The sequence below is a fragment of the Ensifer sp. ENS06 genome, from assembly GCF_014852205.1.
GTDB lineage: Bacteria > Pseudomonadota > Alphaproteobacteria > Rhizobiales > Rhizobiaceae > Ensifer > Ensifer adhaerens.
In genome coordinates, this window is sequence record NZ_JACVBC010000004.1 from 193,724 (window position 1) to 219,667 (window position 25,944).

At 60.7% G+C, this 25,944-nt stretch carries 24 protein-coding genes and 5 pseudogenes; 14 read left to right on the forward strand and 15 right to left on the reverse strand.

The genetic code is table 11. The features are described 5' to 3' along the window. Window positions 1–5 precede the first annotated feature (5 nt). The 3 genes and pseudogenes from IB279_RS17750 to IB279_RS17760 all read right to left on the reverse strand — a co-directional run. Window positions 6–572, reverse strand: coding sequence for an NADH-quinone oxidoreductase subunit I (locus IB279_RS17750; protein WP_060517290.1), 567 nt, complete (start codon window positions 570–572; stop codon window positions 6–8). A 132-nt stretch (window positions 573–704) separates the two neighbouring features. Next, a complete protein-coding gene (nuoH, locus tag IB279_RS17755; RefSeq protein WP_060607611.1) occupies window positions 705–1,691 on the reverse strand; it encodes an NADH-quinone oxidoreductase subunit NuoH in 987 nt (328 codons plus the stop codon). A gap of 530 nt (window positions 1,692–2,221) precedes the next feature. Beyond that, window positions 2,222–2,545, reverse strand: a pseudogene (locus tag IB279_RS17760) (IS110 family transposase); the annotation flags it as partial. A 166-nt stretch (window positions 2,546–2,711) separates the two neighbouring features. Between IB279_RS17760 and IB279_RS17765 the strand changes: the two are divergent. Continuing rightward, entirely contained in the window at window positions 2,712–3,077 is a 366-nt protein-coding gene (locus IB279_RS17765) for a hypothetical protein (protein WP_192339452.1), read from the forward strand. Between the two features lie 393 nt (window positions 3,078–3,470). Next, a pseudogene (locus tag IB279_RS37195) lies at window positions 3,471–3,578 on the forward strand (transposase domain-containing protein); the annotation flags it as partial. Between the two features lie 26 nt (window positions 3,579–3,604). Here the strand turns inward: IB279_RS37195 and IB279_RS17775 are convergent. Together IB279_RS17775 and IB279_RS37200 are read right to left on the reverse strand one after the other, a co-directional pair. Next, window positions 3,605–3,967, reverse strand: coding sequence for a hypothetical protein (locus IB279_RS17775; RefSeq protein ID WP_192339453.1), 363 nt, complete (start codon window positions 3,965–3,967; stop codon window positions 3,605–3,607). Window positions 3,968–4,046: 79 nt separating this feature from the next. After that, a pseudogene (locus tag IB279_RS37200) lies at window positions 4,047–4,761 on the reverse strand (integrase); the annotation flags it as partial. Window positions 4,762–4,922: 161 nt separating this feature from the next. Here IB279_RS37200 and IB279_RS36975 point away from each other — a divergent pair. The 4 genes from IB279_RS36975 (at window position 4,923) to IB279_RS17795 (ending at window position 7,616) form a co-directional block, all read left to right on the forward strand. Further along, window positions 4,923–5,495 carry a hypothetical protein gene (locus IB279_RS36975; RefSeq protein WP_063891176.1) on the forward strand — a complete coding sequence of 191 codons (573 nt, stop codon included), beginning with the start codon at window positions 4,923–4,925 and terminating at the stop codon, window positions 5,493–5,495. Between the two features lie 474 nt (window positions 5,496–5,969). Continuing rightward, on the forward strand, window positions 5,970–6,617 hold the full coding sequence (gene nthA, locus IB279_RS17785) for a nitrile hydratase subunit alpha (RefSeq protein WP_029742561.1): 648 nt from the start codon (window positions 5,970–5,972) through the stop codon (window positions 6,615–6,617). Next, the gene (gene nthB, locus IB279_RS17790; RefSeq protein ID WP_060517274.1) at window positions 6,617–7,273 is read left to right on the forward strand and encodes a nitrile hydratase subunit beta; all 657 of its coding nucleotides are present in this window, start codon (window positions 6,617–6,619) and stop codon (window positions 7,271–7,273) included. Before nthA ends, nthB begins: the two co-directional genes overlap by 1 nt. Further along, window positions 7,260–7,616, forward strand: a complete 357-nt coding sequence (locus tag IB279_RS17795) for a nitrile hydratase accessory protein (protein WP_060539250.1) — start codon at window positions 7,260–7,262, stop codon at window positions 7,614–7,616. The genes nthB and IB279_RS17795 overlap by 14 nt, the downstream gene beginning before the upstream one ends. A 254-nt stretch (window positions 7,617–7,870) precedes the next feature. Here the strand turns inward: IB279_RS17795 and IB279_RS17800 are convergent, their stop codons facing one another. The 4 genes from IB279_RS17800 to IB279_RS17815 all read right to left on the reverse strand — a co-directional run bounded on the left by IB279_RS17800 (window position 7,871) and on the right by IB279_RS17815 (window position 9,445). After that, window positions 7,871–8,251: a type II toxin-antitoxin system HigA family antitoxin gene (locus tag IB279_RS17800; RefSeq protein WP_029742565.1), complete on the reverse strand. Its 381-nt coding sequence runs from the start codon at window positions 8,249–8,251 to the stop codon at window positions 7,871–7,873. Between the two features lie 17 nt (window positions 8,252–8,268). After that, entirely contained in the window at window positions 8,269–8,580 is a 312-nt protein-coding gene (locus tag IB279_RS17805) for a type II toxin-antitoxin system HigB family toxin (RefSeq protein ID WP_060517270.1), read from the reverse strand. A 195-nt stretch (window positions 8,581–8,775) separates the two neighbouring features. After that, window positions 8,776–9,207, reverse strand: a complete 432-nt coding sequence (locus tag IB279_RS17810) for a hypothetical protein (RefSeq protein ID WP_112976304.1) — start codon at window positions 9,205–9,207, stop codon at window positions 8,776–8,778. A gap of 4 nt (window positions 9,208–9,211) precedes the next feature. After that, the gene (locus IB279_RS17815) at window positions 9,212–9,445 is read right to left on the reverse strand and encodes a hypothetical protein (protein ID WP_162728810.1); all 234 of its coding nucleotides are present in this window, start codon (window positions 9,443–9,445) and stop codon (window positions 9,212–9,214) included. Between the two features lie 8 nt (window positions 9,446–9,453). Between IB279_RS17815 and IB279_RS38155 the strand changes: the two are divergent. Then, window positions 9,454–9,726, forward strand: a pseudogene (locus IB279_RS38155) (plasmid maintenance toxin (PemK-like)); the annotation flags it as partial. Window positions 9,727–9,876: 150 nt separating this feature from the next. Here the strand turns inward: IB279_RS38155 and IB279_RS17820 are convergent. Continuing rightward, the gene (locus IB279_RS17820; protein WP_089045264.1) at window positions 9,877–10,848 is read right to left on the reverse strand and encodes an MBL fold metallo-hydrolase; all 972 of its coding nucleotides are present in this window, start codon (window positions 10,846–10,848) and stop codon (window positions 9,877–9,879) included. A 137-nt stretch (window positions 10,849–10,985) separates the two neighbouring features. Between IB279_RS17820 and IB279_RS17825 the strand changes: the two genes are divergently transcribed. After that, on the forward strand, window positions 10,986–11,882 hold the full coding sequence (locus IB279_RS17825; protein WP_192339454.1) for a LysR family transcriptional regulator: 897 nt from the start codon (window positions 10,986–10,988) through the stop codon (window positions 11,880–11,882). Window positions 11,883–12,099: 217 nt separating this feature from the next. Here IB279_RS17825 and IB279_RS17830 read toward each other — a convergent pair whose 3' ends face one another. From IB279_RS17830 to IB279_RS17855, 5 genes and pseudogenes are all read right to left on the reverse strand, one after another. Next, window positions 12,100–12,426, reverse strand: coding sequence for a hypothetical protein (locus IB279_RS17830; RefSeq protein WP_192339455.1), 327 nt, complete (start codon window positions 12,424–12,426; stop codon window positions 12,100–12,102). Window positions 12,427–12,485: 59 nt separating this feature from the next. Beyond that, a complete protein-coding gene (locus IB279_RS17835; protein WP_192339457.1) occupies window positions 12,486–13,166 on the reverse strand; it encodes a type 1 glutamine amidotransferase domain-containing protein in 681 nt (226 codons plus the stop codon). Between the two features lie 216 nt (window positions 13,167–13,382). After that, window positions 13,383–14,609, reverse strand: coding sequence for an alanine racemase (locus tag IB279_RS17840; RefSeq protein ID WP_192339459.1), 1,227 nt, complete (start codon window positions 14,607–14,609; stop codon window positions 13,383–13,385). A 41-nt stretch (window positions 14,610–14,650) separates the two neighbouring features. Further along, window positions 14,651–16,530, reverse strand: a pseudogene (locus IB279_RS38160) (ABC transporter ATP-binding protein). A gap of 267 nt (window positions 16,531–16,797) precedes the next feature. Then, on the reverse strand, window positions 16,798–17,751 hold the full coding sequence (locus tag IB279_RS17855) for a LysR family transcriptional regulator (RefSeq protein ID WP_192339463.1): 954 nt from the start codon (window positions 17,749–17,751) through the stop codon (window positions 16,798–16,800). Window positions 17,752–17,874: 123 nt separating this feature from the next. Between IB279_RS17855 and IB279_RS17860 the strand changes: the two genes are divergently transcribed. From IB279_RS17860 to IB279_RS17885, 6 genes are all read left to right on the forward strand, one after another. Beyond that, window positions 17,875–19,803 carry an ABC transporter substrate-binding protein gene (locus tag IB279_RS17860; protein WP_029742575.1) on the forward strand — a complete coding sequence of 643 codons (1,929 nt, stop codon included), beginning with the start codon at window positions 17,875–17,877 and terminating at the stop codon, window positions 19,801–19,803. Window positions 19,804–19,879: 76 nt separating this feature from the next. Continuing rightward, entirely contained in the window at window positions 19,880–20,917 is a 1,038-nt protein-coding gene (locus tag IB279_RS17865) for an ABC transporter permease (RefSeq protein WP_029742576.1), read from the forward strand. After that, window positions 20,914–21,786, forward strand: coding sequence for an ABC transporter permease (locus IB279_RS17870; RefSeq protein WP_029742577.1), 873 nt, complete (start codon window positions 20,914–20,916; stop codon window positions 21,784–21,786). The genes IB279_RS17865 and IB279_RS17870 overlap by 4 nt, the downstream gene beginning before the upstream one ends. 33 nt (window positions 21,787–21,819) lie before the next feature. Next, on the forward strand, window positions 21,820–23,496 hold the full coding sequence (locus tag IB279_RS17875; RefSeq protein ID WP_113553779.1) for a serine hydrolase: 1,677 nt from the start codon (window positions 21,820–21,822) through the stop codon (window positions 23,494–23,496). A gap of 2 nt (window positions 23,497–23,498) precedes the next feature. Further along, entirely contained in the window at window positions 23,499–24,593 is a 1,095-nt protein-coding gene (locus tag IB279_RS17880) for a pyridoxal phosphate-dependent aminotransferase family protein (protein WP_060517260.1), read from the forward strand. Window positions 24,594–24,965: 372 nt separating this feature from the next. Next, window positions 24,966–25,766: a M55 family metallopeptidase gene (locus tag IB279_RS17885; protein ID WP_029742580.1), complete on the forward strand. Its 801-nt coding sequence runs from the start codon at window positions 24,966–24,968 to the stop codon at window positions 25,764–25,766. The last annotated feature ends 178 nt before the right edge of the window (window positions 25,767–25,944 follow it).

Genomic DNA, 25,944 nt, shown 5'->3' on the forward strand with positions numbered 1-25,944 from the left:
GCTCCTCACGTTCGCCGGATATTGCGCCACCAGTTGTATCCGCGCGGTTCGCTCGTTTCGACCAGCACGTCCTCATCCGTATTCAGGCGTGCGGCGACGACACCACCGCCGGTCATTGCCTTTCCAGGTTTTTCGAGCAGATCGTCGCGTCCGATCACGAGGTCGCGTGACGAAAAACTCGAGAATTCGTACTGCTGGCCAAGTGCGATGGCGTCCGCAGGGCAGGCGTCTTCACACAGGCCGCAGAACAGGCACCGGGCCGTGTCGATCTCGAATTTTGCTGGGTGTCGGTTGCCGTTTTCGTCCTCGTAGGGAACGACTTCGATGCAGTCGCAGGGGCAGATGCGAGCGCAAAGCTCGCACGCGACACACTTGATCTCGCCCTCTTCGTCGCGTTTGAGGAAGTGATGGCCGCGATAGCGCGAATAGGGGAGCCACTTCTCCTTGTCCGGATACTGCATGGTCACCGGCTTGGAGAACATATAGCCAAAGGTCAGCGTAAAGGCGCTCGCCAGGTCGGCAAAAAGCGCCCAGCCGATCCATGTTCCAGCTCTGTCGACTACGCGTGACATCGTCGCGCCGTTCTACAGCGGCGTGCGTCTATTCCAACGCGGGAGGGTCGCTGTAGTCCCTTCGATTGCTACACGCATCTTCGTCAGATCGACACCGAACCTAGAAGGCGCGTGGACAAGCCGCCTTGGCTCCTAAGTGAAAGCAATACCAGTGATAATTATGTTCGCCATTGCCAGAGGAAGCAAGACTTTCCATCCGATCGCCATCAGTTGGTCATAGCGATAGCGGGGCAAAGTGAAACGGAACCACATAAACACATAAATGAAGAATGCCACCTTGAGCGCAAACCAGAGAAGCGGCGGCAGCGGAATGAGAATACCGTTCCAGCCGCCAAAAAACAGGATGACGGAGAGGACCGATACCAGGAGCACGATGACGTATTCGCTGACCATGAAGAGCGCGAAACGAATACCGCTGTACTCGGTATGGAACCCGGCGCCGAGATCCCCTTCCGCTTCGGCCAGGTCGAAGGGAATGCGCTGCGCTTCGGCCAATCCCGCAACGAAGAAGACGAAGAACCCGATCGGTTGATAGACGATGTTCCAGAGATCGCTCTGGGCGCGCACGATGTCCACCAGGCTCATCGACTGTGCGAGCATCACGACGCCGATGACTGCGAAACCCATGGGGATTTCGTAGCTGATCATCTGTGCGCAGGTCCTGAGGCTACCGAGAACGGCGTATTTGCTGTTGGCGGCCCAGCCGCCGAAGATGACGCCATAGACCTCCAGACCGATCACCGCGAAGACGAAGAGCAATGCCACATTCAGATTAGAAACGTAGAGCGTGATCTCTGCATTGAGCACTGAGACGGTCTCGCCGAAGGGGATCGCGACAAACACCACAAAGGGCGGAGCGAGCGCCAGGATCGGCGCCAGCTTGAATAGGAAGCGATCTGCCTCGGCAGGGATATGATCCTCTTTCGTCAGGAGCTTGATACCGTCAGCCACCGGCTGCAGCAGGCCGTGCCACCCCACGCGCATCGGACCCATGCGCTGCTGCATGTGACCGGCAATCTTTCGCTCCAGCCAGGTCAGCGGCAAAGGCAAGAGTAGAAGCATTGCGATGAGCAATGCGATCTTGAGGGCGATAAGGCCAAGGGCGACGAGAAGTTCCATGATCCGCGGCCATCTATTCGACAGGCAGAAACGTGACTGGGCCCGACCCGGCTTACCCGTTGAGCGGGTCCTTCCAGTTTTCTCCATTTTCTCACGAAACGGCGGCCGTGGACAGGCTGCCGTTTCCTATTCTGGGACGGTCAGGAGGTTGCCGTCGGTTTCTTTCCTAGTCACCGTCGATCGGCCTAATCATGAGGCAAACCGGCTTGGCAGGTTCGAATCCGTTCACATCAGGATCTTTGTCAATTGGTCATTCGAGTGGCATCGAACTTCTCCGTTTTGGCGGATCCACGGTCTGAGCCCATAGTCTTACCGGCCCGTTCGCGGGCCTGTACAACCTCACATTCGGTCGCCGTCCGTGGCGGCTGCACCACTATCCCGTTTTCGACGGGCACGGGCTCAGGAGAACGGGACCAAACTCAAGATCGGCGTTTGAGAGCCAAAAGGATTCCCGGTCCGTCCACCTGGATCCGTCAGGACTGATCAGGCCCTGAGGATGAGTGTGCTGACGATAGTGTCTGCGTTTGCGTTCAGGCGCTTTTCATGATCGCGCCCTCTATTACGACACCGGAACTCACGTACTTCCACAGAGCAACCAGCAACTTGCGAGCCAGTGCTACAATCATCGGCGTTTTAAGGCGGCCGCTGTTGCGTGTGATGCGCTCTTTGAACCATATCGTTAGCGCCGACTTTGGTTGATGCCGCAGCCATAGCCAGGCGAGCTCGACCATTGTCGCTCGCAATCGCGGATTTCCCGCTGAGTGTCGGAACAGGCCTTCCGTGTAGAGTATCGTAGCGAACTCTGGACCAATTCCTCTGATGCCCAAAAGAGCGGTCGCTCCTGCCGGCGTTTCCGGCGTCTCGTGGCCCGCTTACTGACCAGAAATTAGATACAAAATTTGGTCAGCGACGATTGGAATCGGAACCACCGTGTCTTCCTACTTGATGAGTGCATTCTAAAGAATAACTCGCTTCAGGCGGGTAGCTGCACTATCATTGTGTCATCTCGGGGGACTCTCCATGACTGTGATCTATGTTCATGGTGTGAAGGTGCGTGACGAGAAGCAAGGCGTTGAACTTGGGAAACCGTTCAGGCGCTGGCTTAATGGAAAGCTGGCTGTAAATGGCGCCGACATTGGCTACGAGCCCGTTTACTGGGGGAACGTTGCCGCCCACTTTCCGCTGGGAACTGGGCTCGCGCCCGAAACAAAGCTCCTGGGTATGGGAGGCTCGCCTGGATTTGCCGGGTTAGGGTCCCTGCGGAACTCTGGCGCCTCGTATATTGGACCGACCGAAAGCACCCAGTGGCGGCAGCCCAGTCCTGGGTGGGCCACCCGCCGGCCAAACGGCATCCGCACCACCAATATCGTCAATACCCAAAGATAAACGCGCTGATTTTCTAGCGGACCTCTTTCTCGTCCTCTATCCGAAAAAGAAAGAAGGCAATGCCCCCTTGCGGACGATCCGTCCATTGCCGCTCTTGCGGATGCAGCTGTCGCTTGGCAGTTAATCGCGAGAATGCGCCCCTTGGGCAGGTGATGGCACTCAATTTGAGATTTCTGGGTGCGATTTTCGGCCGTTGACGCCGCGCGATCCGGCCAGAACCTTCTGTTATATTCGGGGTTTTCTGATGAGGCTTGGCCTGGGGCAGCCATGGTTTCCACGGTGGCGATTCTCACATTAAGTGCCAAAATCGAAGCCAGGTTCTCAAATTAAGTGCCCAATCGCAATTTACGTGCCGCGCAAAGACATCGAAGCTGCGGACGCGAAGCTCAACGTCTCGATCCTGAGGCCTATCTTCGCGAGATCCTCACGCGCATCGCAAACCATCCGATCAACAGGGTTGAGAAATTGCCGCCCTGGAATTGCTCATTGCCAGCCGCGTGATTGCCACGCAAACAGTCTGCAGAGTTTTAATCTGGAAAAAGCTCGTTACAACGGCGGGCGAAATTGACCAGGACGTCGGCGTCCTTCTCGGCTATGGCTGCTAAGGAATCGACATGCTTTTGCATGTATGCCTCTGCGTCGGCCTTCGTTCGGTTAAACTTCTCAAAATCCGCTTCTGCTTTCAAAGCGAGTTTTTCGAACTTGGCCTTGTAAACTGCCGATTTGCTGATCTCACCGGCGTCCTCATACACTTTAGCCACGATCGCAAACATCGCTCCGCATTGAAACGGATACTCATTGCGTTTGGTATTCTCCCCAGCTTGGCCTTGGCCAAAACTCGGGCATGCGGCAACGATAAATAAAAGCGGTAATAAAATAGACCGACGCAAAGCCGCTCCTTTCCCAAAACAACATTGTCATCGCAGCACTGTAACCAAAAGCAAGTCGACCGCCATCACCGGACGCTTACGGACGCCCGATGAGAACCACTCGTTCGTTGTCCTCACTCGTCGTCGTTTTCGTGAGGCCGAGACGGATTGAGAGGCAGGGAAGGTGAGGGAGCCGGCATCGGCGGGGTCGGCTCCTCGTCGGGCTGGTCCTCGACATGTAGCGCCGCCACTTCGGAGCGGCGTCGGCCGCCGGGGGTGAAAGCGGTCACAAGCAGCGCCTGATCGCGCAGATCGGCTGACCGCTCGACGGCGCAGACCGAGAGGAGTTCTGCCACCGCCTTCTTGCTCTTCGTTGCCCGCGGTCGGGACGCTCGCGCGACCGCAAACCGCAGCGCCGACTTGAACGAGGAGTCGCCGAAAGCCCCTGTGAGACCGCGCCAGCGGGTCAGGATCGACCAACTCGTCAGTCGGCGTCGCAAGGTTGCGAAGGCATGCGGCCCGTCGGCGCGCAAGAGCCGCCCGGTCCCCAAGCTAGTCACAACCTCGACCGGCATGCCGTGGCTTGGATCTTCCGCGCGCCGGCCAGGGTCCCAGAGATGGTGGACGACGAATTTCAGCAGCAGGGGAGGGGAGCCAGTGGTGAGCCGGCACCAGGCCGCAAGATGCCCGTGGTCGGAGGCGAGCGCCCTCAGCGTGTTATCGCCCATGCCTTCGCCCGCGAGATGCTCGAGCGTCGGGGCTTCATCGTCCCTCAGCAGCGCGGCGAGCTGATTGTGGCGATCAAACGGCACGATGGCGTCTAGGGCGTTGAACTCTTCGGCGCGACGGTGGGCTTCGGTGGCAACGGTCGCGTCCTAGTACGGCCTTTGCGCCAGTCACAAAATGTTCTGCACACCCGTTTAAGTAGTCACTAATTCAAGTTATGATTGATTCATTGCTTACGGAGGTGCGCACTTTGAGCGGGCTAGAAATCAGGACCAAACTTATGCCCGGGGAACGCGTTCTTTGGGAAGGTTCTCCGGCGCAGGGGATACTATTCACGAGTCGCGACGCTCTCCTCATTCCGTTTAGCACGGTCTGGCTGTCCTTCACCCTCTTCTGGCTATGGACTGCCATTTCCAATGGTGCTCCGGTTTTTTTTCGCCTTTGGGGCACAATGTTCCTTGCTATAGGGCTTTTCATATTTGCCGGGCGCTTCGCCGTGGATGCTTGGCTCAGGAAGCGGACTGTTTATGCCGTGACCGATCAGCGGGTCCTGATCGTCCGAAAAGGACCGTTCGCGAGCTTCACGTCCATCGGACTGGACCGTCTACCTGAAATAAACTTGATTGGTGACGGAGGGGCGCGTGGTGATATTCGCTTTGGGCCAACCGCAAGTCTTTCTGGCGATCGGGCGATGTCGGCTTGGGTTCCCTCCCTCGATCAGACGCCCCAGTTTCTGGGCATCGCGGCTCCTTCAAGTGTCTTCGATGTGCTCATGCAGGCTAGCCGCACGATGCGAACAAGAACGAACGCAGAGTCAAGCTAGGTCCGCCCTGCGCGCCAAAGCTCCGTAGCGGGCGCGATGCCACCCGGGCGTTTCCGAGGTAAGTTGCATGAGACGACCTCCACAGCGAATTCATGGTCGACCAGGCGGAGCTTCATGTCCCGAACAAGTTCTGAAATTTCTGTGAAATCGAGAAAACCTCTGCTCCGAGAAGAAGCATGATGGGAGGAGATGCTCTTGGCCTTCAGGGAACGGCTTGGCGAAATCGGTCATGGCGCTCCATGAAGGCAAGACGCGGCCAATGGAATTTGGCTGGTTCGCCGCATTATCGCGACAACGGCGTTGTGAGCGAAAACCAGAGACCTTCGCCTTCCCGGGTTTGATACGATTGACTCCTGACACGGTGCAACATTGCTTGACCTTGGTGAAAAACCGCTCGATCATTCACGCCTCGACCCACCTCAAAATGGTGGGGTCGCTTGTTGATTTGGCAGACTACGCTCCTGGAGCAAGGCGATGACAAGCTTCGATTCGCGACGCATTTCCAGTATCCATCACGAGCTGCATCAGCACTTGCCTTCCGAGTCCGTGCTGAGAACCAGAGCACTCGAAAGCCTTCTCGTCGAAAAGGGGCTGATCGATCCTGCGGCTATGGACGCCTGGATCGAAATGTACCGCGACGAGATCGGACCTAAGCGCGGGGCGAGGGTCGTGGCTCGGGCCTGGAGAGAACCGTCGTTCAAAAGGGCTCTTCTCGAAAATGCGACCGCTGCAATCGAGCAGTTCGGATTTGCTGGGCACGGAACGGGTCACCTGCAGGCGGTTGAGAATACATCAGAGATACACAATCTCGTCGTCTGCACCCTTTGTTCCTGCTACCCATTCTCGATTCTGGGGATTCCGCCTGCGTGGTACAAGTCGAACGAATACAGGGCGCGCGCTGTGCGCGAACCGCGCGCGGTTTTGGCGGAGTTTGGCGTGGAAATTCCCCCGACTGTCGAGGTGCGGGTCTGGGACTCGACGTCCGAGAGACGATATCTGGTGATACCGCAGCAGCCCAATGGTGTGGAATCCTGGAGCGAAGAGCAGCTCGCGGAGCTGGTCTCGCGTAATTCTATGATCGGGACGCAGAGGGATCTTTCTCCAACCAGGAGGGAAGCCTGATGGACGGCGTTCACGATCTTGGCGGGCGCGAAGGATTTGGCCCCATTCTAGGCAGGGATGACGAGCGTCCCTTCCGTTCGGATTGGGAAATGCGGGCTTTCGGTCTCGCCCAGGCTGCCGCTGGCGATGCGGACTGGTCGATTGATTGGTTCAGGCATTGCCGCGAGTTGATCGTTCCGGCCGAATATTTGACGCGGCCATACTTCGATCAATGGGTGCTGACGATTGCAGCCCAGATGATTGATGCCGGCTATCTTGCATTGGAAGAACTCGATGTTGGCCGGTCGTCATTTGCACGCCAGCCTGGCTATCCGCCTGAAAGAGCGCACGAGGCGCGCGCCTACGTCAAGTCCGTGCGCAGCTACGCTCTTGATTCCGGGGCGCCGCCGTTGTTCGTCGTGGGCGACGTGGTGCGCGGCAAATCCATGGGACATTCCGGACATACGCGCTTGCCGTCCTATGTGCGGGGGAGGCGTGGAAGCGTGATCGCACATCACGGCGCCCATGTACTGCCGGACGCGTCAGCCGCCGGAACGCCCAGAGGCGAGCACCTCTACACGGTTGGCTTTGCCGCGTCCGAGTTGTGGCCGGAAGCCCACGACAGCCGCGATCAAGTTTTCGTCGATCTCTGGGAGAGCTATCTTGAGCGGATCTGAACCCGGGACGGCCCACCTGACGCAAAGGGACAGCGAACCGGCTTTCGCCGAGCCGTGGCATGCTCAGGCTTCTGCGATGGCAAATTTGTTGGTTGCTTCGGGCGTAATATCAGGAGCGCATTGGGCTGAAACCCTGGGAGCGAAGTTGTGCGAGGCGCATCTCGCCGGACAGTCGGACGACACCGAGACCTATTATCGCGCCGTGTTGTCCGCACTCGAAAGCCTCCTCGATCAAGCACACGCGATTTCCGGCAAGGAATTAATCCAGCGGCGAGATGCCTGGGAGCGCGCATATTTGCGGACGCCGCACGGACGGCCCGTCGTGCTGAATGGGGACTTATGACCAAGCGTTCCCGCTCCTGACGAGTTTTCCGAGCTGTCGTGCCAAGAGACCTGGGATGTGATCCTATTGGCCCGCACACGACACTGCCGGAGGCCCTAGAACATAAATGAGGGATATGGTGGGCCCGGCCCGACTCGAATCTGAAAGAACGAATTCGATCGTCCGGGGTTGAATGATTCGGGTCGTAATCGAGCGCATCAACGACGTTGCTCGCCTGGTCGAACGGGGTAATGGGGCGAGCTTAGCCGGAATCCTTAGGCCGCCACTTCGCCGATCAGTGAACCAGCCGGGATGTTCCATTCTTTGCTGAGCTTTCTAATCTGATCCAGATTGATTTCCCGTTTTCCGTTCAGAAGATCGGCCGCCCGCGCTTTCGAACCAATGACCGCCACGAGATCGGCGCGCGTGTAGTTGTTCGCAGCCATCACCGACTTGACCACCTCAACGGGGCTCGCCGTCGGGATTGGATAGTGCTTGCCCTCGTACTGTTCGATCAGAAGGACGAGCGCGTCAAAGTGCGCAGCTTCCTCAGAGCCTTCTTCGGGTTCGTCTTCGAAATATGGCCGAACTTCCTTCAGTGCGGCGTTGTACTCGGCCTCACTCTGAAGCGTCCGAAACCCTTTCAAATCCAACATGTCGACTTCCTTTCACGTCAGAGTTCTTTGACGTCGATCGCATCGTACTGGGCGTGCGTCCCGACAAACAGGACGAAAATCCGCTTGGACCGAAATGCGACAAGCCCCACAATGCGGTACTTGTTGCCGCCGACGTCGAAGATAACCTTGTTGCCGGCCACCAGATCAGCTGAGTTAAATGTCTTCTTTAACTCGCTAAAATTACTCCAGCTCGCCTTCGATGCGGTGGTATACCATTCCGTCATTGCGGCTCGGGCGGCCTCTCGTGGGACGCCTTTCGGCAAGCTATTCCAAAAGCTGACCAGCGCAGATTTAGCGATAACGTTCACTTGAGCCCCTATTTAACGAATTCCCAATTTGGAAACAAGCACAAAGTTTCCAATTTGGGAATTTTGTTGCGAGTCATTCTTTGATAAGATCCAGTCAACGCTGAAAGCAGATCTCGGGCAGCACTGTCTGACATACCTTCGAGCGCGGGTCCAACTCGGAAAACCCGCCATCCCTTTGGCCGCCAGCGATCAAGTTCACTGATGGGGCTTGGTCGCCGTCACCATCTTTGGAACCTTCCGCGAAACCTCCTCAAGCGTCGTCATAACCCGGCTCACCTGCGAGAGCGTGGACGCCAGCTCAGGAGCATATCGGACAATGAGATACTCTTGAGCTGAGGAGAGCGTTGCCACGTGCGCCAGCGTGCGCTTGCGCAAGACAAGTCCTGCGGCCCCCGCTCTTCGGCCCGGCCCGCCAAGGTCATGTTGGAAGTTGTGGATCGGCTCGTCATCGAGGCCTTTCGCCTGAAGAAGAGCATCGAGATAAAGCTCGATGGCATGAAGAGCCAGCAGCCTTTGCGGAAGATGGTTAGGACTGGATGGGTTCTCACTCAGCTTGACGGCGGCGGCTTTGTATTGCGTCGCCAGGTCCAAAACGTCTCGCACGCCCGTTGATTTGCCGAGGTCCATGTTGCTAGATCTCCCCCTCAGAGTGAAACCGCGGGCTGGGTTCCGACCGCGTCGGCAGTCGTTCGTGACGGTACTGATCGTCTCGCGCACCGTTGATCCGGATGAGGTCCTTCAACAGGGTTCGCAGCTGTGGCCAGGGGGCATCCTCGAGTTTGAGGTCCGGGTCGTGCGTAACGATCAGGCAGTGAAGCTTTGCGGCGACTTCGATCACCGAGGAGACCGGTGCAATCAACAGCACCCGCCCCACTCCCGATCACGCATTCGCCACCCTCCGCCCGGCCGATGCCGTCGAGATCCCGCCGGCGACAAAGCTCGCTAGGGCCGGATGACGAGCGCTCCTGGATTGTTTTGACGGGAAGTAACCGCTTTGCCCCGCCAGACCCGGACGTCCGGCCGCTCGACACCGATAGCGGCTACCACGGCCCGTTGCCTCCACCACCCCTATTCGAAGAGGTGAAGCGTCGCTTTGCCGGGCTCGCGCGCAGCCAAAGACATCAGGCGACCCCGCGTGGTTCCTAAATGCGATTTGTTCCTGCAAGCAAAATGGCGCATCGCATGGCGTTCCGGAAAATACGGGAACCCATCCGGCAACCATCGGTTCGACCGCGCCTTGCGCCGGAATATTGATGCCGTAGAAATGACCGACTTTCTAGACCGCCGTAGCTAACTTCAATCCTGTAAGGCCCAGTCGGCCACCTCCCAGCGCATCTGGCCACGGTCGGCGACGACACGGCCGAGCCCTGGGAAGGGCATGTGCGTGGCGGCGATGAGTGCGCCCTCCGAAGCGGCGCGAGGGAAAAAGCGGTCGCGCATTGCCTTGGCCGCTGCCCGGTCCTGCTCGAACAGGAAGAACACGTCGGTCGCCCCCGGATGCACGACCGGAAAGATCATGTCCGAGGCCATGATGAGGCTCTTTCCGTCATCTTCGACCCGCACGCCGATATGGCCGGGTGTATGGCCGGTCAGGTCGACAATTGAGACGCCGCGCACAATTTCGCGTTCTCCGTCAATCGCCTGGAGTTTCGGGTAGAGGCGCACCACCTCCTCCGCCATCTTAAAGCTGGTTTGCAGATAGTCGGGCGCGCCGCTGCGCTTGGCCGGGTCGGTCCAATGGGTGACGTCGCGACGATCGATGTAGAGCTCCGCCTTTGGGTAGTTGTTCTTGCCTCCGGCGATCAGACCGCCCATGTGGTCCTGATGCATATGCGTTACGATCACCGCGTCGATCTGGTCAAGCTGCAGGCCAAGCGCACCAAGCGCCTGCGGCAGTTTGCCGGTCTGACCAATCGAGCCCGCTGCACCGGCATCGATCAGGATGCGGCGCTCGCCATCATCGATGAGATACTGGTTGAAGAGGAACCGCACCCCGCTCGGCCGGGCGGTGAACTGAGCGACTGCCGCCTCCTCCACCTGGGCCGGCGCGCGTCCCGGAAAATAGTCGAAGGGCATATCGGCGTACCCGTCTGTCAGCGCCGTCACCGTGAAGCGACCGATGCGGATCTGCGCCAGCGGCGTAATGCTGACCGGCGTGTTGGGGGTATTCTGCGCGGCGGCAGGGGCCGGTGCGCCACTGATCAGTCCTCCCCCGAGGAGGCCGAGAGGAAGAGCGCTTGCAAAGGCACGACGTGAAAGTTGAGGCATGACGTCTTTCTCCTGATCATTGGCAATACGGGGAGCCGGCCGGCGTCCCCTGGATCGACGCAAAAGCTAGGATATCCGAAAGCAATAGGGTATCCTGCCATTTCTGGAACTTTCCTCTCAGTTTCCGGAAGGATACGATGGATCGGTTTGAAGCGATGTCGGTGCTGCTGGCGGTGGTGGACGCCGGCAGCCTCTCGGCTGGATCGCGGCGATTGCATGCACCGCTCGCCACGGTCAGCCGCAGGGTCGCGGATCTTGAGAAACACCTTGGCGTGCGCCTGGTCGTGCGCACCCCCCGCGGCCTCTCCTTGACGGATGAGGGGCGCAGCTTCGTCGCCGCGTCACGTCGTATTCTGGAGGAGCTGGACGCGGCGGAGCGGCAGGCCAGCGGCGATTATGGCGCGCTGCGTGGAGGGCTGCACGTGACCGCACCGATTGCCTTCGGCGAGCGCCATCTGCTGCCAATAGCTCTGGAGTTCCTGAAGGAGCAACCCGATATCAACCTGCGTCTGACCCTCGCCGATCGTCAGCTAAGTCTGGCGGACGAGCACGTCGATGTGGCCCTGCGGATCGGACACTTGGCGGACAGCGCGCTTATCGCAACGCGCGTCGGCGCCGTCCGACGGGTGATCTGCGCGAGCCCCGACTATCTTGCCCGCCGAGGCGTTCCGCTTCAGCCAGAAGACCTCAGCCACCATGATGGCATAAGCTTTCAGGGCTTTGCGACCGCGCCGGAATGGCGCTACCGCCGGGACGGCGCGGCCTTTGCCATCGAGCCGCGCCCCAAATTCGCGGTCAATACGACGGAGGCTGCCATTCAGGCTGCAATAGCCGGTATCGGCATTATCCGCGTGCTGTCTTACCAGATCTCCGATCAGTTGCGCTCCGGCGCTCTGCACGAATTGCTGACGGACTTTGCACCGGAACCGCTACCTGTGAACGTTATCCATGGACCAGCCGATCCCCTGCCGCTGAAGGTGCGGTGCTTCCTCGACTGGATCGTCCCAAGCCTACGTGCTCAGCTGGCTTACTAGCGTCCCGCTTCAGGCGCACCCCGTTGATAGCAGTGAGGCGCACCGGTGCGAATGCTGCAAGATGCGGCTGTCCTTCCCTAAGTGCCTAACATGTCTATGCTCCGCAGCGCATCCTCAATATCTCCTTCGGCCTAGGTTAGGCCGCTTGGAAAACGTATGTGAGCGCTGAGAGGGGCCGTCATTTCTTTGGCGAAGACGTCTGCGTGTGATCGTTCGGTCAAAAGCTCACGCGCGCGCCAATCTTCCCGCCGCCCGAGCCCGAACCATCGCCCTCGACGTTAAACAGCAGTGAGAAGTCGATATTCCAGTTGTCGTGGTTGGAGAGAGTGAGCCCGGCGGAGATCCTCCCGAACAGGCCTTCGCCATCAAGCGAGGCAAAGCCGATATCCGCGCCGATCGACGGTGATAGCGTTAGTCCGTTTTCGAGCCCCAGCGTTCTCTCGACATCGGACCCGACGCTGAAGCGGGCTTGTTCCTCTATGAAGCCCTTGAGATCGATTGTTTCGCCAAGGGAATTGGAGACGGAATAGTCCTCTGTCTGCAAGACACGCTCCGCCGAAGGCGGACGCTCTTTCTGGCGACGCGCCCCGATCCAATCTTCGATTACGGTTTCAAGGCGGCCAGGAGGGCTTTTGCCGTTTCGCCAGATGAGGCGGGATTCTGGCCGGTGATGAGCCGGCCATCGACGACCGTGTGGACGCCCCAGTCTTTAACCTTCGAGAAAACGGCGCCGAGACCGAGCAACTCATCTTCTACCAGGAAGGGCACGACCTCCGTCAAACCGACGGCCGCTTCCTCGGAATTCGTAAAGCCCGTGACCTTTCGCCCATTTACGAAAGGTGTGCCGTCCGGGTTCTTGACGCGGTGCAGAACGCCGGGTGCGTGGCATACAAGGGCAATCGTCTTGCCCGCCGCAATGAAGGTTTCGAGCAGCTTGATCGAGTTTCCGTCCTCGGCGAGATCCCACATCGGACCGTGACCGCCGGGATAGAAGACGGTGTCGAAGTCCCCTTGGTTGACGCTGTCGAGGCGAACCGTCTCGGCGAGCTGGGCCTTGGCTTCCCGGTCTGCCTTGAAACGCCGAGTGAGGTCGGTCTCAAACATCGGTTCATCGCTCTTCGGGTCGAGCGGCGGTTGGCCGCCCTTGGGTGATGCAAGGGTGATTTCGGCTCCGGCATCCCTAAAGACGTAATAGGGAGCCGCCAGCTCTTCGAGCCAGAACCCTGTCTTCTTGCCGGTGTTACCGAGGGTGTCGTGCGAAGTGAGGACCATTAGGACTTTCATGGATCATATCCTTTACACTGGAGGCGTAGATTTGAAGTCCGATCAGCCGCGTCGGCTTCTCGATGCACTGATATTGGCGTCGCAATGATATTTGGGAGATCTAGGTCTCACAATCCAGCTTTCCATCTCGATGATGGACGAAGGAGCGAGAACTTCAGCTCGCTCTCGGGCGGCGATTGATCGCCGCCCGGGTGGCCGAAAAGGCTGGTGCGCCCTTCAGGTCTGACCGTTGCGGGCGTCGACCGGCAGGCTGGCTGCAGTGCCATCCGCGCGCGCCAGGACGAAATTGTCGAAGTTGGCGATCGAGGCGCAGGAGTGGTTGGGGAACACGCGCACGCGACTGCCGAGCGGCAGGGCGCGCCCGGAATGGGGGACGAACCCGTGTTCCTCGGACAGCCGCTCGAGCGTCCACCGGCCGGTTTCGCCATCGCCTTCGGCGCTGACGACCGTGCCGAACCCTGCGCCACCCATGCCATGTGCGCCGCGATCGGAGCTCATGGACTTCGAACCAGCGTCGATGATGAAGTGCGCCTCGTTCGACGCAACGACGCGGGCGACGACTGAAAGCGCGAGGTCGTCGGCGGTACAAATGCCAAGCCGAAGGGCGGTGCCGTCCAGAAAGACGTAGTTTCCGGGACGGATGCAATCGACTTCCCGGGGCAGCGGTGCACCGAGGCAAGTCGGCGTTGCGCCGACGGAAATGCAATCGACGGCGAGCCCGCGTTGCCGAAGCCTCTCGGCGAGACCGGCGAGGGCCTCGGCCTCGTCGTGGGCGATCTTGGCCAGGGCATGGGGCTCCGGAGCCCCGTAGGCATGTCCGGCGTGCGAAAGCAGTCCGGCAAATCGCAAACCAGGGGTGCGGGCGATCCTCGCGCACAGTTCAGGCGCTGCCGGGTCAACGGGTTTGAGGCCGACGCGGCCGAGGCCAACGTCGACCTTGAGGAACACGCCGATCTCGACCCCGTGCCGGCTGGCGGCCTCCGACAGCGCATCGACACCTGTTTCGCTCGCCGCGATCGTGCGCAGTTCCACGCCACGCTTCTTGACCGCAGGCAGAAGGCGATCGAGCGACGCCGCGTGGATGATGGGATAGGCCAGGATGATCGACGCAATCCCGGCTTCGGCAAAGACCAGCGCTTCGCTGGGCTTGGAGGCGGTGATACCGCGCGCACCTGCGGCAAGCTGCTGCCGGGCGATGTGGAGGCTCTTGTGCGTCTTCACATGCGGAAACATCACCACGCCGGCTGCATCGGCGCGTTGCTGCATGGCCTTGATATTGCGGGTGAGCCGTTTGTCGTCGACCTCGATATAGGGTGTCGGTCGCTCGGCGGCCGCTGGACGCAGGAACATTGCGGCCGTGGTCCCGCTTGCGCTGTCGCGGATATCTGTCGACGCCATGCCGGCAGCGCTCGCAGCCGGTTGCGTCACTTCGAAAGTGCTCATGTTGGGATACTCTGATCTGGAACGGGGTATAGCGGCTACTGTCAGGCGGTTGCGACCTGGCGCACGTAGTGGGTCGATGAGATCTGCCGCATCGGCAGTTCGCGAGGCACGAAGTCCGGCGCACGCACCGCGCTTGGAATTTCGTCGGACATCGGCTGGCGCCCTTCCGGACGGCGCGTCGGATCGGCAATCGGCACGGTCGATAGCAGCTTGCGGGTATAGGGGTGCTGCGGATTGCTAAACACCGAGCGGCGATCGCCGATCTCGACGATTTCGCCGAGATACATGACCGCAACGCGGTGAGCGATGCGCTCGACCACCGCCATGTCGTGGCTGATGAACAGAAGAGCGATCTGCATCTCGCGCTGCAGGTCCATGAGTAGGTTGATCACCTGCGCCTGGATCGTCACGTCGAGCGAAGCGACTGCTTCGTCGGCGACGATGAGACGCGGGTTGAGCGCAAGCGCCCGGGCGATACAGATGCGCTGGCGCTGCCCGCCGGAAAATGCATGCGGATAGCGCTCGAGATGCTCAGGCGAAAGCTCGACCTTTGCCAGAAGTTCGGCAGCGCGGGCGCGCATGTCCCCGGTCGAACCAAGCTTGTGGACCCGCATCGGATCCATCAGCGATTGCTCGATCGTCATGCGCGGGTTGAGCGAAGAAAACGGATCCTGGAAGACCATCTGCGCTTCGCGCCGAAATCGCGCGAGGACAGGGCGCGGCGCGCCGATCAGTTCGGTTCCATCAAAGCGGATGGAGCCAGAGCGCGGTCGATCGAGCTGCATGAGCGAGCGGGCGACCGTCGACTTGCCGCAGCCGGATTCACCGACCAGCGCTAGGGTCTCACCGGGAAAAATGTCGAAGGAGACGTTCTCCACCGCATGTACCCGGCCGGAGACGTGGCCGAACAGCCCGGCCTTGAGATCGAAGCGCGTCACCAGGTTTCGCACCTCGACAAGTGGGCGAGGGGATTGCGTCATATGAGCCGGCGCGTTCATTCTGTCGCCTCCGCGGGCTGCCGCTCCGGTTCGAACACCAGCAGCGGAAATTTCTCCGGCGCATCCTTGTCGGCCATGCTGCCGAGGCGCGGCACGGCGGAAATCAGGGCGCGCGTGTAGGGATGCTTCGGCTTGGCGAAGATGTCGTAAACCGAACCCGTCTCGACGATTTCACCCTTGAGCATCACACAGACCCGGTCTGCGACTTCCGCGACGACGCCCATGTCGTGGGTAATGAACAGCACCGACATGCCGATTTCGTGCTGCAGGGCGCGAACCAGATCGAGGATCTGCGCCTGAATGGTCACGTCGAGCGCGGTCGTCGGCTCGTCGAGGATCATCAGCGACGGGCGGCAGGCGAGCGCAATAGCGATCATGACGCGCTGGCGCATGCCGCCGGAGAGCTGGTGAGGATACTGGTCGAGCCTGCGTTCCGCATCGGGCACACGTACCAGCTTGAGGGTGTTGAGCGCGATCTGGCGCGCTTCCTCGGGTGTCTTGTGCTGGTGATGGATCACCGCTTCGGCAATCTGGTCGCCGACGGTAAAGACCGGGTTCAGGCTCGACATCGGGTCCTGGAAAACGATCGAGATGTCTGCGCCACGAAGGGCTTCGACCCGCTTTTCCGACAATGTCGCGAGATCGGCGACCTTGTCGTCCTTCAAGCGCATCAGCACCCGCCCGCCGGTAATCGCCGCGCCGTCATACTCGGTCAAACGCATGATCGTCATGGCGGTCACCGATTTGCCGGATCCAGACTCGCCGACCAGCGCAACTGTCTCGCCGCGCGCGATGCGGAAGGAGACGCCTCGCACCGCGCGCAGCTGTGAGCGGGTGCCGGCCGCGAAGGAAACCTCAAGGTCTTCCACGGATAGGATCACATCCTCGGGCAGTTCAGGGGGCGCGGATTTAGACAGGAACATCAGCACATGGACCCGATTTCGAGGGGACGTTGCCCTATCAGGTCTCGCAACGGGGTTGCATCCTGTCAATATGCTCGGATGGCGGAGAACTCCCCGCGAGGTAGACCGTCAGTGCCCGGGCGGCACGCAATCGGCTTTTGTCCGTGCCGCAAAACCGAGTGAAATCAATGTTTCGCGAATGTGGCAATCGAAACTATGCGCTTTCTGCATCGTGTCGCCTGTCTTCGCATATGGCCTCGGTGGGGCGATTTGGGGTATGACGGTGCCTCAGGCGGCGTCGATGCCGACATCGAATCCGTTCTTGTACTGTGGCAATGCCGCACACTGCTTGAGATGCTGCCACAACCCATCGCTGTCGGCGCTACCAGGGCCGGCGCGCCTGAAGATACGGATCTCCATTTCGAGCGACATCTGTGGTCCGCCGATCTGGACGAGGCGGCCTTGGCGCAGGGCTTCCGCCACACAGATCTGCGGCAGCCAGGCGACGCCACGCCCGGCGACGGCCATGTGCTTCAGGCCATCGGCGAGGCCCGACTGATAGACGATGCTGAGATTGAGCGGCCGGCGCCAGCGCGACTGGATCAAGGTCGCCAGCTTGCCGATGTAGCCGTCGCTCCAGGAATAGGCGAGATAAGGGATCTCCGTGCTTTCGGGCCCGTCGATGTCGAACAGGGGTCGGCCGCTCTCGTCGGCTCCCGACACCAGGATCAGCCTGTCCTTGCCGATCTGCAGGGATTCGAACGGGCCGCCTTCCAGCACCGGCGGGCCATCGGGATGCACATAGGTGATGGCAAAATCGCACTGGCCCGAACACAGATGATCGATGCTTTCAAGGAAGTCGGCGGCATGCATGCTGGTGCGAAGCGGTATCCGCGATATCAGCGGCGAGCCGATCCATCTCGGGAAGAAGTACATCGCCAGCGTATGCAGCGAGGTAAATGTCAGCATGGCCGAGCTTTCGCCGGCGACATTGCGGCAATCGGTGCGCAGCCTGTAGGCCTCACGCACGAGCCGCTGGCAACCCGGAAGGAACATCGTTCCCGCCCGTGTCAGTTGCACGGGATAGGTGCTGCGGTCGATCAAGTCCGCGCCGATCCAGTTCTCAAGCGATTTGATGCGGCGACTGAAGGCCGGCTGCGAAATGTTGCGCGCAGTCGCCGCCGTCGAAAAGTTCCGCGTGGCGGCGATTTCGAGAAAATCTTCAAGCCATTGCAGTTCCATGCCGGCCCTCATGCGTGATTTGCATAGTCTATCCTAATTACACATTGGACAGACCTGCAAGCGCTCTTCTAGCCTCCCCTATAACGAGAAGAAAACTTCCGCCTCCACCAAATGGGAACAACGATGAAACGCACCTTAGCCCTAGCTCTGTGCCTGGGGCTCGGCATCGCGGCTGCGCCCGCTATGGCCGAGACCAAGAACCCCGGCACTTTCGTCTTCATGTGGACCGACGACATCCAATCGTTCGATCCGGCCTATATCGCCAACACGCCGAGCTCTTACGGCGCTCTCAACATCTACAGTCGGTTGTTGAACTTCAACGGCTCGAAGATCTCCGAGTTCGTGCCGTCGCTCTCGACCGAAGTACCTTCGCTCGAAAACGGCCTCATCAAGCAGGCGGCCGATGGCTCGGTGAGCTATACCTTCCCGATCCGCAAAGGCGTTTCAGCCCACAAGGTCGGGATCAAGGGCGCCGACGGCAAAGTCACCTGGGAATACTACGACAAGCTGACTGACGCCCAGAAGGCGACGATCGAGCCGGGTTACGGCCAGATCACGCCCGAAGACGTACGCTATTCGTTGCTGCGTGCCATTCTTCAAGGCCAGTCCTGGATGTCGAACGCGATCACCGAGGTGATCACAGCCGGCAAATATACCGACATCGCCAAGTGGGTTGAGGCCGAAGGCGAGGTGAAATCCATCAACGACGCCAGCCCCGAGATCCTGCGCAAGGTCTATGACCAACTCGCGTCGCAGATCGTCGTCGATGGCGATAATGTCACGCTCAAGCTGCCCAAGTCGTTTCCGGCCACGCTTGGGGTGATCGCGCTGCCCTTCGGCACTTCGGTCGTCGACAAAGAATGGGTTGCATCGGTCGGCGGCTGGGATGGCTCGGGCGACACCTGGAAGGCCCACTACCGTCCGGAACTCGGCGCCAATCCGCTGTTTGCGGAAGAAAATGGCACCGGGCCGTTCATGCTCGAGGAGTGGGACCGGACCGACCGGCGCATCACCTTGAAGCGGTTCGACAACTACTTCATGGGCCCCGCCAAGCTTGAGCGGGTGGTCATGCGCACGGTGCCGGAATGGACGACGCGGCGCCTGCAGCTTCTGTCCGGTGACGCCGATTTCGTCACGGCACCCGTCGAGTTCATCGACGAACTCAGCAAGACCGAAGGCGTCAAGGTCATTGACGGCCTGCAGAAAGTGTTCTCGCGCGGCATCTTCTTCGCCTGGCCGCTCGACGACAACGACAATCCGGCGATCGGCAGCGGCAAGCTCGACGGCGCCGGTATTCCGCCGGACTTCTTCGCCGACATCGACGTGCGCAAGGGTTTCAACTACGCCCAGAATTACGACGCGCTCCTCACCCAGGTGCTGCTCAACAAGACCGTGCAGTCTCGTGGGCCGACGGTTCGCGGCATCATGGGTTACCGCCCGGATTCACCTGTCTACAGCTACGATCCCGCCAAGGCCGAAGAACACTTCAAGAAGGCATTTGACGGCAAGCTCTGGGATACCGGCTTTGCCTTCACCGCCTATGTGACCGAAGGCAACCCGCAGCTGACGGCGGCACTCTCGGCGCTGCAGCAGGGCCTGTCGCGCATCAATCCGAAGTTCAAGATGCAGATCCAGGCTCTGCCGTGGGCATCCGTTTCGGACAAGCTCAACAACCGCGAAAAGCCGGCAGCACCCTTGACGGTGATGGGTTGGGGTCCTGACTATTCCGATCCGGGTGGTCCGCTCGGTGCCGCCAGCTATTACCTCTCGCCCACGGGTCTCGTCGGCGGCATGGTCGGCCAAGGTTATCGCGACCTGATGGCGGAGAAGTTCAAGCCGCTCCTGGATGAAGCCTGGGCATCGGTCGATCCGGCGGTTCGCGAGCCGATCTACGCCAAGCTGCAGGAGATGTCGTACGAATACGCCACGACCCAGTTCCTCTGGGAAGATTTCGGCTACGTCGTCACACGCAGCAATATCGATGGTTATGTCGACAACATGATCCTCTACGGTGCGTGGGACTTCTACCCGGTCACCAAGGCCAACGATTGATTGGCCAGGGCTGCCGGGTGGCGATCCCGCCCGGCAGCCCTTGTTTCATTTTCCCTGAAATCGGAACGTGTGAACCGTGCTGAACTACGCACTCAGACGATTGATGATGCTGCCGATCGTCCTCTTCGCGCTGTCGTTGATGATCTTCGCGCTGCAGATGTCGCTTTCGCCGACACAGAGACTGGCGGCCTATGCGCCGTCGCCGGATTATCTCAAGGGTGGTCAGGAGAGCATCCGCCGGATGATCGAGCAGTACGGGCTCAACGATCCCTTCTACATTCAGTACGGCCGCTGGATCGGCGGCGTTCTCAGCGGCAATCTCGGCTGGTCCGAGACCGCCCGCCAGCCGGTGTCGACGGCGCTGATGTCGCTGTTTCCGGCGACGCTGGAGCTGGTCGTGCTGGCCTTCGTGCCCTGTCTGCTACTCGCCGTCTACCTCGGCTCGCGCGCCGGCATCTATCTCAACCGCTGGCCCGACCACGTCATCCGCATCTTCACCATTCTCGGCTGGTCTTTTCCGGTTTACGTCTTCGGCCTCTTAATGCTGCTGATCTTCTATTCGGCGCTTGACTGGTTTCCGCCCGGCCGGCTCAGCCAGTGGGCGCAAACCGTGGTCAGCTCCGGCGATTTCGTGCGCTACACCGGCGCCAATACTATCGACGCGCTGCTCAACGGCAACCTGGCGATCTTCGGCGATGCACTTCGTCACCTTGCGGCTCCCGTCATCACGCTGACCTATGTCAACGTCGCCAGCATGACGCGGGTGATGCGCACCTCGATGCTGGAAACGCTGCGCCAGGACTACGTACGCACCGCCCGCGCCAAGGGCCTGCCGCGCCGCGTCGTCGAATTGCATCACGCCAGGCGCAACGCGCTTCTGCCGCTTGCAACCATCGCCGGCATGGAACTCGCCGTGATGATGGGTGGCGTGGTCATCACCGAGACCATCTTTGACTACGCCGGGCTCGGCCAGTTCGCCGCCAAGACCGCTGCCAATCTCGACTTTCCCGCAGTTCTCGGCTTCGGCCTCTATTTCGCGGTCGTCCTGGTGCTGATGAACCTGGTCGTCGATCTCATCTATCCGTTGCTTGACCCGAGGGTGAAGACGCAATGAAGTTTCTTCGTTACCTCGCACGAAATCCGGTGTCGCTGTTTGGTGTCGTGATCCTCCTCGCCTTCGTGCTGATCGCCGTCTTCGCGCCCGTTCTGGCGCCGCCGCAAAGCTTCCAGCTTTCGCCCTACGACACGCCGCGCGCGGGTTTCCTGGCAACGCCGCAACCGCCTTCGCCGGAGGCGGTGTTTGGCACGACCCAGGGCCAGTACGACATCTTCTATGGCGTCGTCTGGGGTACGCGCACGGCATTCAAGATCGGGCTCGGGGTCGTGGCGATCTCAGTGCTGATCGGCACGGTCGTCGGCGCTGTCGCGGCCTATTACGGCGGCGTCGTCGAGGAAGTGCTGATGCGCATCGTCGACGTGTTCATGGCCGTGCCCTTCCTGATCGCCGCCATGGTGCTGACGGCTTTGCTCGGCAAAGGCATCGTGCCCATCACGATCGCGCTGACGACGTTCGGCTGGATGAGTTATGCCCGCATCGTTCGAAGCGAGATCCTGAGGATCCGCGAGATGGATTACATCCACGCAGCCAGGAGCTACGGCGCCAGCGATCTCAGGCTGATCGTCCTGCATATCCTGCCCAACGCCATGTTCCCGGTGCTGGTTCTCGCGACGATGGCGACCGGTTCCATGGTGCTGTCCGCCTCAGCGCTCAGCTTCCTCGGCGTTGGCACCGAAGAAGGTTATGCCGACTGGGGCCAGTTCATCGCCTATTCGCGCAACTGGATCGTCGGTCAGCCCGGCAATCCCTTCCAGTTCTGGTACACGCTGGCCTTCCCCGGCGCGGCCGTCTTCCTCTTCGTACTGTCGTGGAACCTCGTCGGCGATGCGCTGCGCGACATGCTCGACCCACGCCACGCCCATTGAGACCCAATCCCTTACGACCAAGGAGCATTTTCCATGTCCTCTCTGTCTGCTGCTTCCATCGAGCTGTTCGAGGATCTGATCCGGTACGAGGTCGAGGACAAGGCGATCCCGTCGATCTCCTACGCCCTCGTCGACCGAGACGGTGTGCTTGCCGAAGGCCATGTCCAGCGCCATGACCGCCATTTCGACATGGGCAAGGACACGTGCTTCCGTATCGGCTCGATCACCAAGACCTTCACCTCGCTGGCGATCATGCAACTGGTCGAAAAGGGCCTTGTCGATATCGATGTCGACGTCTCGACCTACCTGCCCGGATTCAAGCCGGTGAACCCGTTCGCCGGCGCTGAAGGCGGGCCCTACGGCTCGGTCATCAGCCTGCGCAAGCTGATGACCCATACGGCCGGGCTCGTGCGCGAACCCAAGAGTGGCCACTATCTCGACGCGACCCGTCCTCCGCTGGAGGACACGGTCGACGAGCTTGCCAGCTCGACCTTGAAGCAGGATCCGAGCCTCGGGGTGATGCATTACTCCAACGCCGGTATCGCCGTCGTCGGTCGGGTGATCGAGGTCGTCACTGGCCAGAGCTATTCCGACTATGTCGCTACCAACATTCTGAAGCCGCTCGGCATGGACAGTTCCTCCTGCGGCATGGCGCCGGGCATTCGCGAGCGGCTTGCGCCGGCCGACATGTGGACGCTCGACGGCGATACGCCGGCGCCGGTGTTCAGCCTTGGCGGCTCGCCGGCCGGCAACATCTTTTCCACCACCGGCGATATGGCACGCTACGCCCAGTGCCTGCTGCGCGGCGGCTTTGACGCTGCCGGCAATTCGATCATCTCGCCGGCGTCGCTGCGCGAGATGTGGACACCGTTCGGCAAACGTCCGGCCGGCCACGACAAGACGCTCAATGGGTATGGCCTGTGCTTTGGTTCCGGTGACGTCGACGGCTGGACCTCGGTCGGCCATGGTGGCGCTGTCTATGGTTATGCTTCGCAGATGATGCTTTTGCCTGCCGCCGGCGTCGGCGTGCTTATTTTTGCGACCCTTGATTTCGCCAACCAGATTGCCTCCCGGCTTGGGGTCGACGGCGTGCGCATCGTTCTTGCCGAGCGCAAGATGGGCACGATGCCGGAGCGGACACAGCGTCCGCCGGAGATCTCCGAAGCGCAGTTCAAGGCCTTGCCGGGCTATTACCGCGACGACGCCACGCAGGAGATCGTCGAGGTCAAATCCAAGGACGGCAAGGTCTACCTGATGGGCGAGGGCGTTCCGCACCGGATCCGTCCGGTGGCGGGCAACGATTTCGTCATCGACGGTCGCATCTACGGGCGCGGCGCGGACTATGCCCATATGAACCTCTCCTTCCCGGCAGCCGGCAAGCTCGCCTGGCGGGATACAAGCTGGACACGCATAGAGACGCCTGAGGACGAGACTGTGCCCGACGCCATTGCGCCGCATCTCGGCGAATATGGACCGGACTTCAACATCACCTACCTGACCTACAGCCATGGCGGCCTGAAGTGCCTGATCGAGTACTTCTGCACGCACACATGCGAACCGGTCGAGGAGGGACGCTTCCGCATGCATGGGCGGCTTTACGAAGACGAGATCCTCGAACTTGATGCCGTCGACGACAACGGCAAGCGCGGCATCCGCGTCGGGCCGATGTTCCTGGCGCGACGCAGCCCGTCCCAGGCCGAAGCGGCGTGACCATGACCGCTCCAATCAAGATGGAGTCACCTCTTGGCGCCCGCATGTCCATCGGCGGGCGCGAGGTCGACTATTATTGCGGCACGTCGTACTTCTGCCTGCATGGCCACTCCGAGGTGATCGAGGCAGCCTGCGAAGCGACCAGGCGCTACGGCATGGGGCCGGGGACGCTCGCCCATATGCAGGTCTATGCCGATTTGCAGGAGCGGTTGCGCGACTGGTTCGGCACAGACGAGGTCGTCTACATGATTTCCGGCTACACCAGCCCCATGGTGTTGCTGCAGGGGCTGCGCGACGAATTCGATGTCATCTTCATGGATTACGCAACGCATTACAGCACCCGTGACGCGATCCCGACGCTCGGCAAGCGGGTTCACGAATTTCGGCATGCCGATCCGGAGGATCTTGCTGCGCAACTGTCGTTGCATGTGAAGGCGGGCGAGCGGCCGGCGGTGCTGACCGACGGCGTCTTTCCGTCATCCGGACGGTTGGCGCCACTTGGGGATTACCGGCAGGCCATGGCCCCCTATGATGGTGCGCTGCTCTGCATCGACGATTCCCACGGTGTCGGCGTCCTTGGTGAGACCGGCCGCGGATCGCTGCAGCACGCGGGGCTCGAAGGCGAGGGCAACTATCTCGCCGGCACGATGAGCAAGGCGTTCGGCGCGCTCGGCGGCATCGTTCCCGGTAGTGCGGATCTGGCCGCCAAGATCGCGGGCAATGCGATGATCATGCGTGGTGCCTCGCCGGCGCCACCGGGTCTTGCAGCCGCTGCAGCCGCATCGTTGCGCGTTCTGCAGGCGACACCGGAAAAGCGCGCCAACCTCGTTCGCAACGTCAAGCACATGCGCAGCGGGTTGCGGACCCTCGGGTTCGACGTTGCCGACACGCCGGTACCGATCGTCACCATCAAGGGCGTCACCGACCTCGAACAGCTGCGCGATCGTCTGGCGGAGCGCGACATCATCGTCAGGGTGCAGCAGCCTGGTGGTTATTCCGACGCGTCAGATGTTGCGACCATGCGGCTTGCGGTGTTTTCCGAGCACACGACCGATCAGATCGATCGGCTCCTGCAGTCGATGGGCGAACTTCTCTAGACCTGCGTGTGGAGTTCTCACCGACTTTGAGCGTCGGCGAGAACTCCGCGCTAGCGACCGTGCACGCACGCATGATCGTGAGGGAGTTATCCATAACCGATTGAAATCTCGGGAGTTAGGCGATTCTTGCATGGAGTTTTGCCCAAATTGAATTGGCCTGTGGCGGCGAGCTGCACCAATGTTCCGTTAAACGACATGCAAATCGCCGATCACCGGTCAGACGTGCCTCGCCGATAACCAAGTCTGCCAAAGTGGCCGCTGAAGCCCCCGCGGTTGGCGGCGCCCATCGCGTTGGTTGGCCTTCGCGATGCCTGCCTGAAACGACCGCATCTATCCCGCTCTTCCCGATTTGACCGATAGAGGAACCCACCCATGAAAGTTTTCATCTCCGCTGACATCGAAGGCACCGCAGGCATCGCGCAATGGGACGAAGCCGAGCGCACCCATCCCGACTGGACCGAATTTCGCGCCCTGATGACCGCCGAGGTGGTCGCTGCCTGCGAGGGCGCGCGTGCCGCCGGTGCGACGGAAGTCGTGGTGAAAGACGCCCATGACAGCGGTCGCAACCTCATCCTCGACCGCCTGCCGGACTATGTCCGCATTGTGCGCGGCTGGTCCGGCCATCCGGATGCGATGATGTTCGGCCTCGATGCCGGCTTCGCGGCCGCGCTCTATACGGGCTATCACTCCAAAGCGGGCAGCGAGGCAAATCCGCTCGCCCATACCTCCACGATGCGCATCTCGCGCCTGCTTTTGAACGGAGAGGTCGCCTCGGAATTTACCGTCAACGCGCTCTGTGCCGCCGGTTACGGTGTACCGTCGGTCTTCCTTGCCGGCGATGCCGGTATTTGCTCTGAGGCGCGGGCGATGGTGCCGGGGCTGAAGTCCGTGGAAACACTGGAGGGTAAAGGTCGTTCGACGACGTCGATCTCGCCTGCTTGGTCGCGCCGGCTTATTCGTGAAGGCGTGGCAGAAGCGCTGTCCGGCGATTTCGCTCAGGTGCTGCCGTCCAGGGCCGAGCGCTACGAAGTGGTGATCGAGTTCAACAATCCGACAGATGCCTATCGTGCCGGCTGGTATCCCGGTGCATATGCGCACGGTCCTCGCGCCGTCGCCTTCAAGCATGCGGATTTTGCGGAGATCCTGCGAGCGCTGGTCTTCCTGAAAGCCTGATCAAGGGCGGGCTCCCGTGCCTGGACGTCGCGGGATAGAGCCACTGGCCTTGATAGGTAGCAACGCGCCAAAACGGGCGCTTTTCGACCGTCACGCCGCCCTCGCTGGACGAAGCTGGCTCAACCTTGTTGCCTGGCTAGCAGCGCGTTGCCTCCAACAAAGGTGGACGCACGGCCGG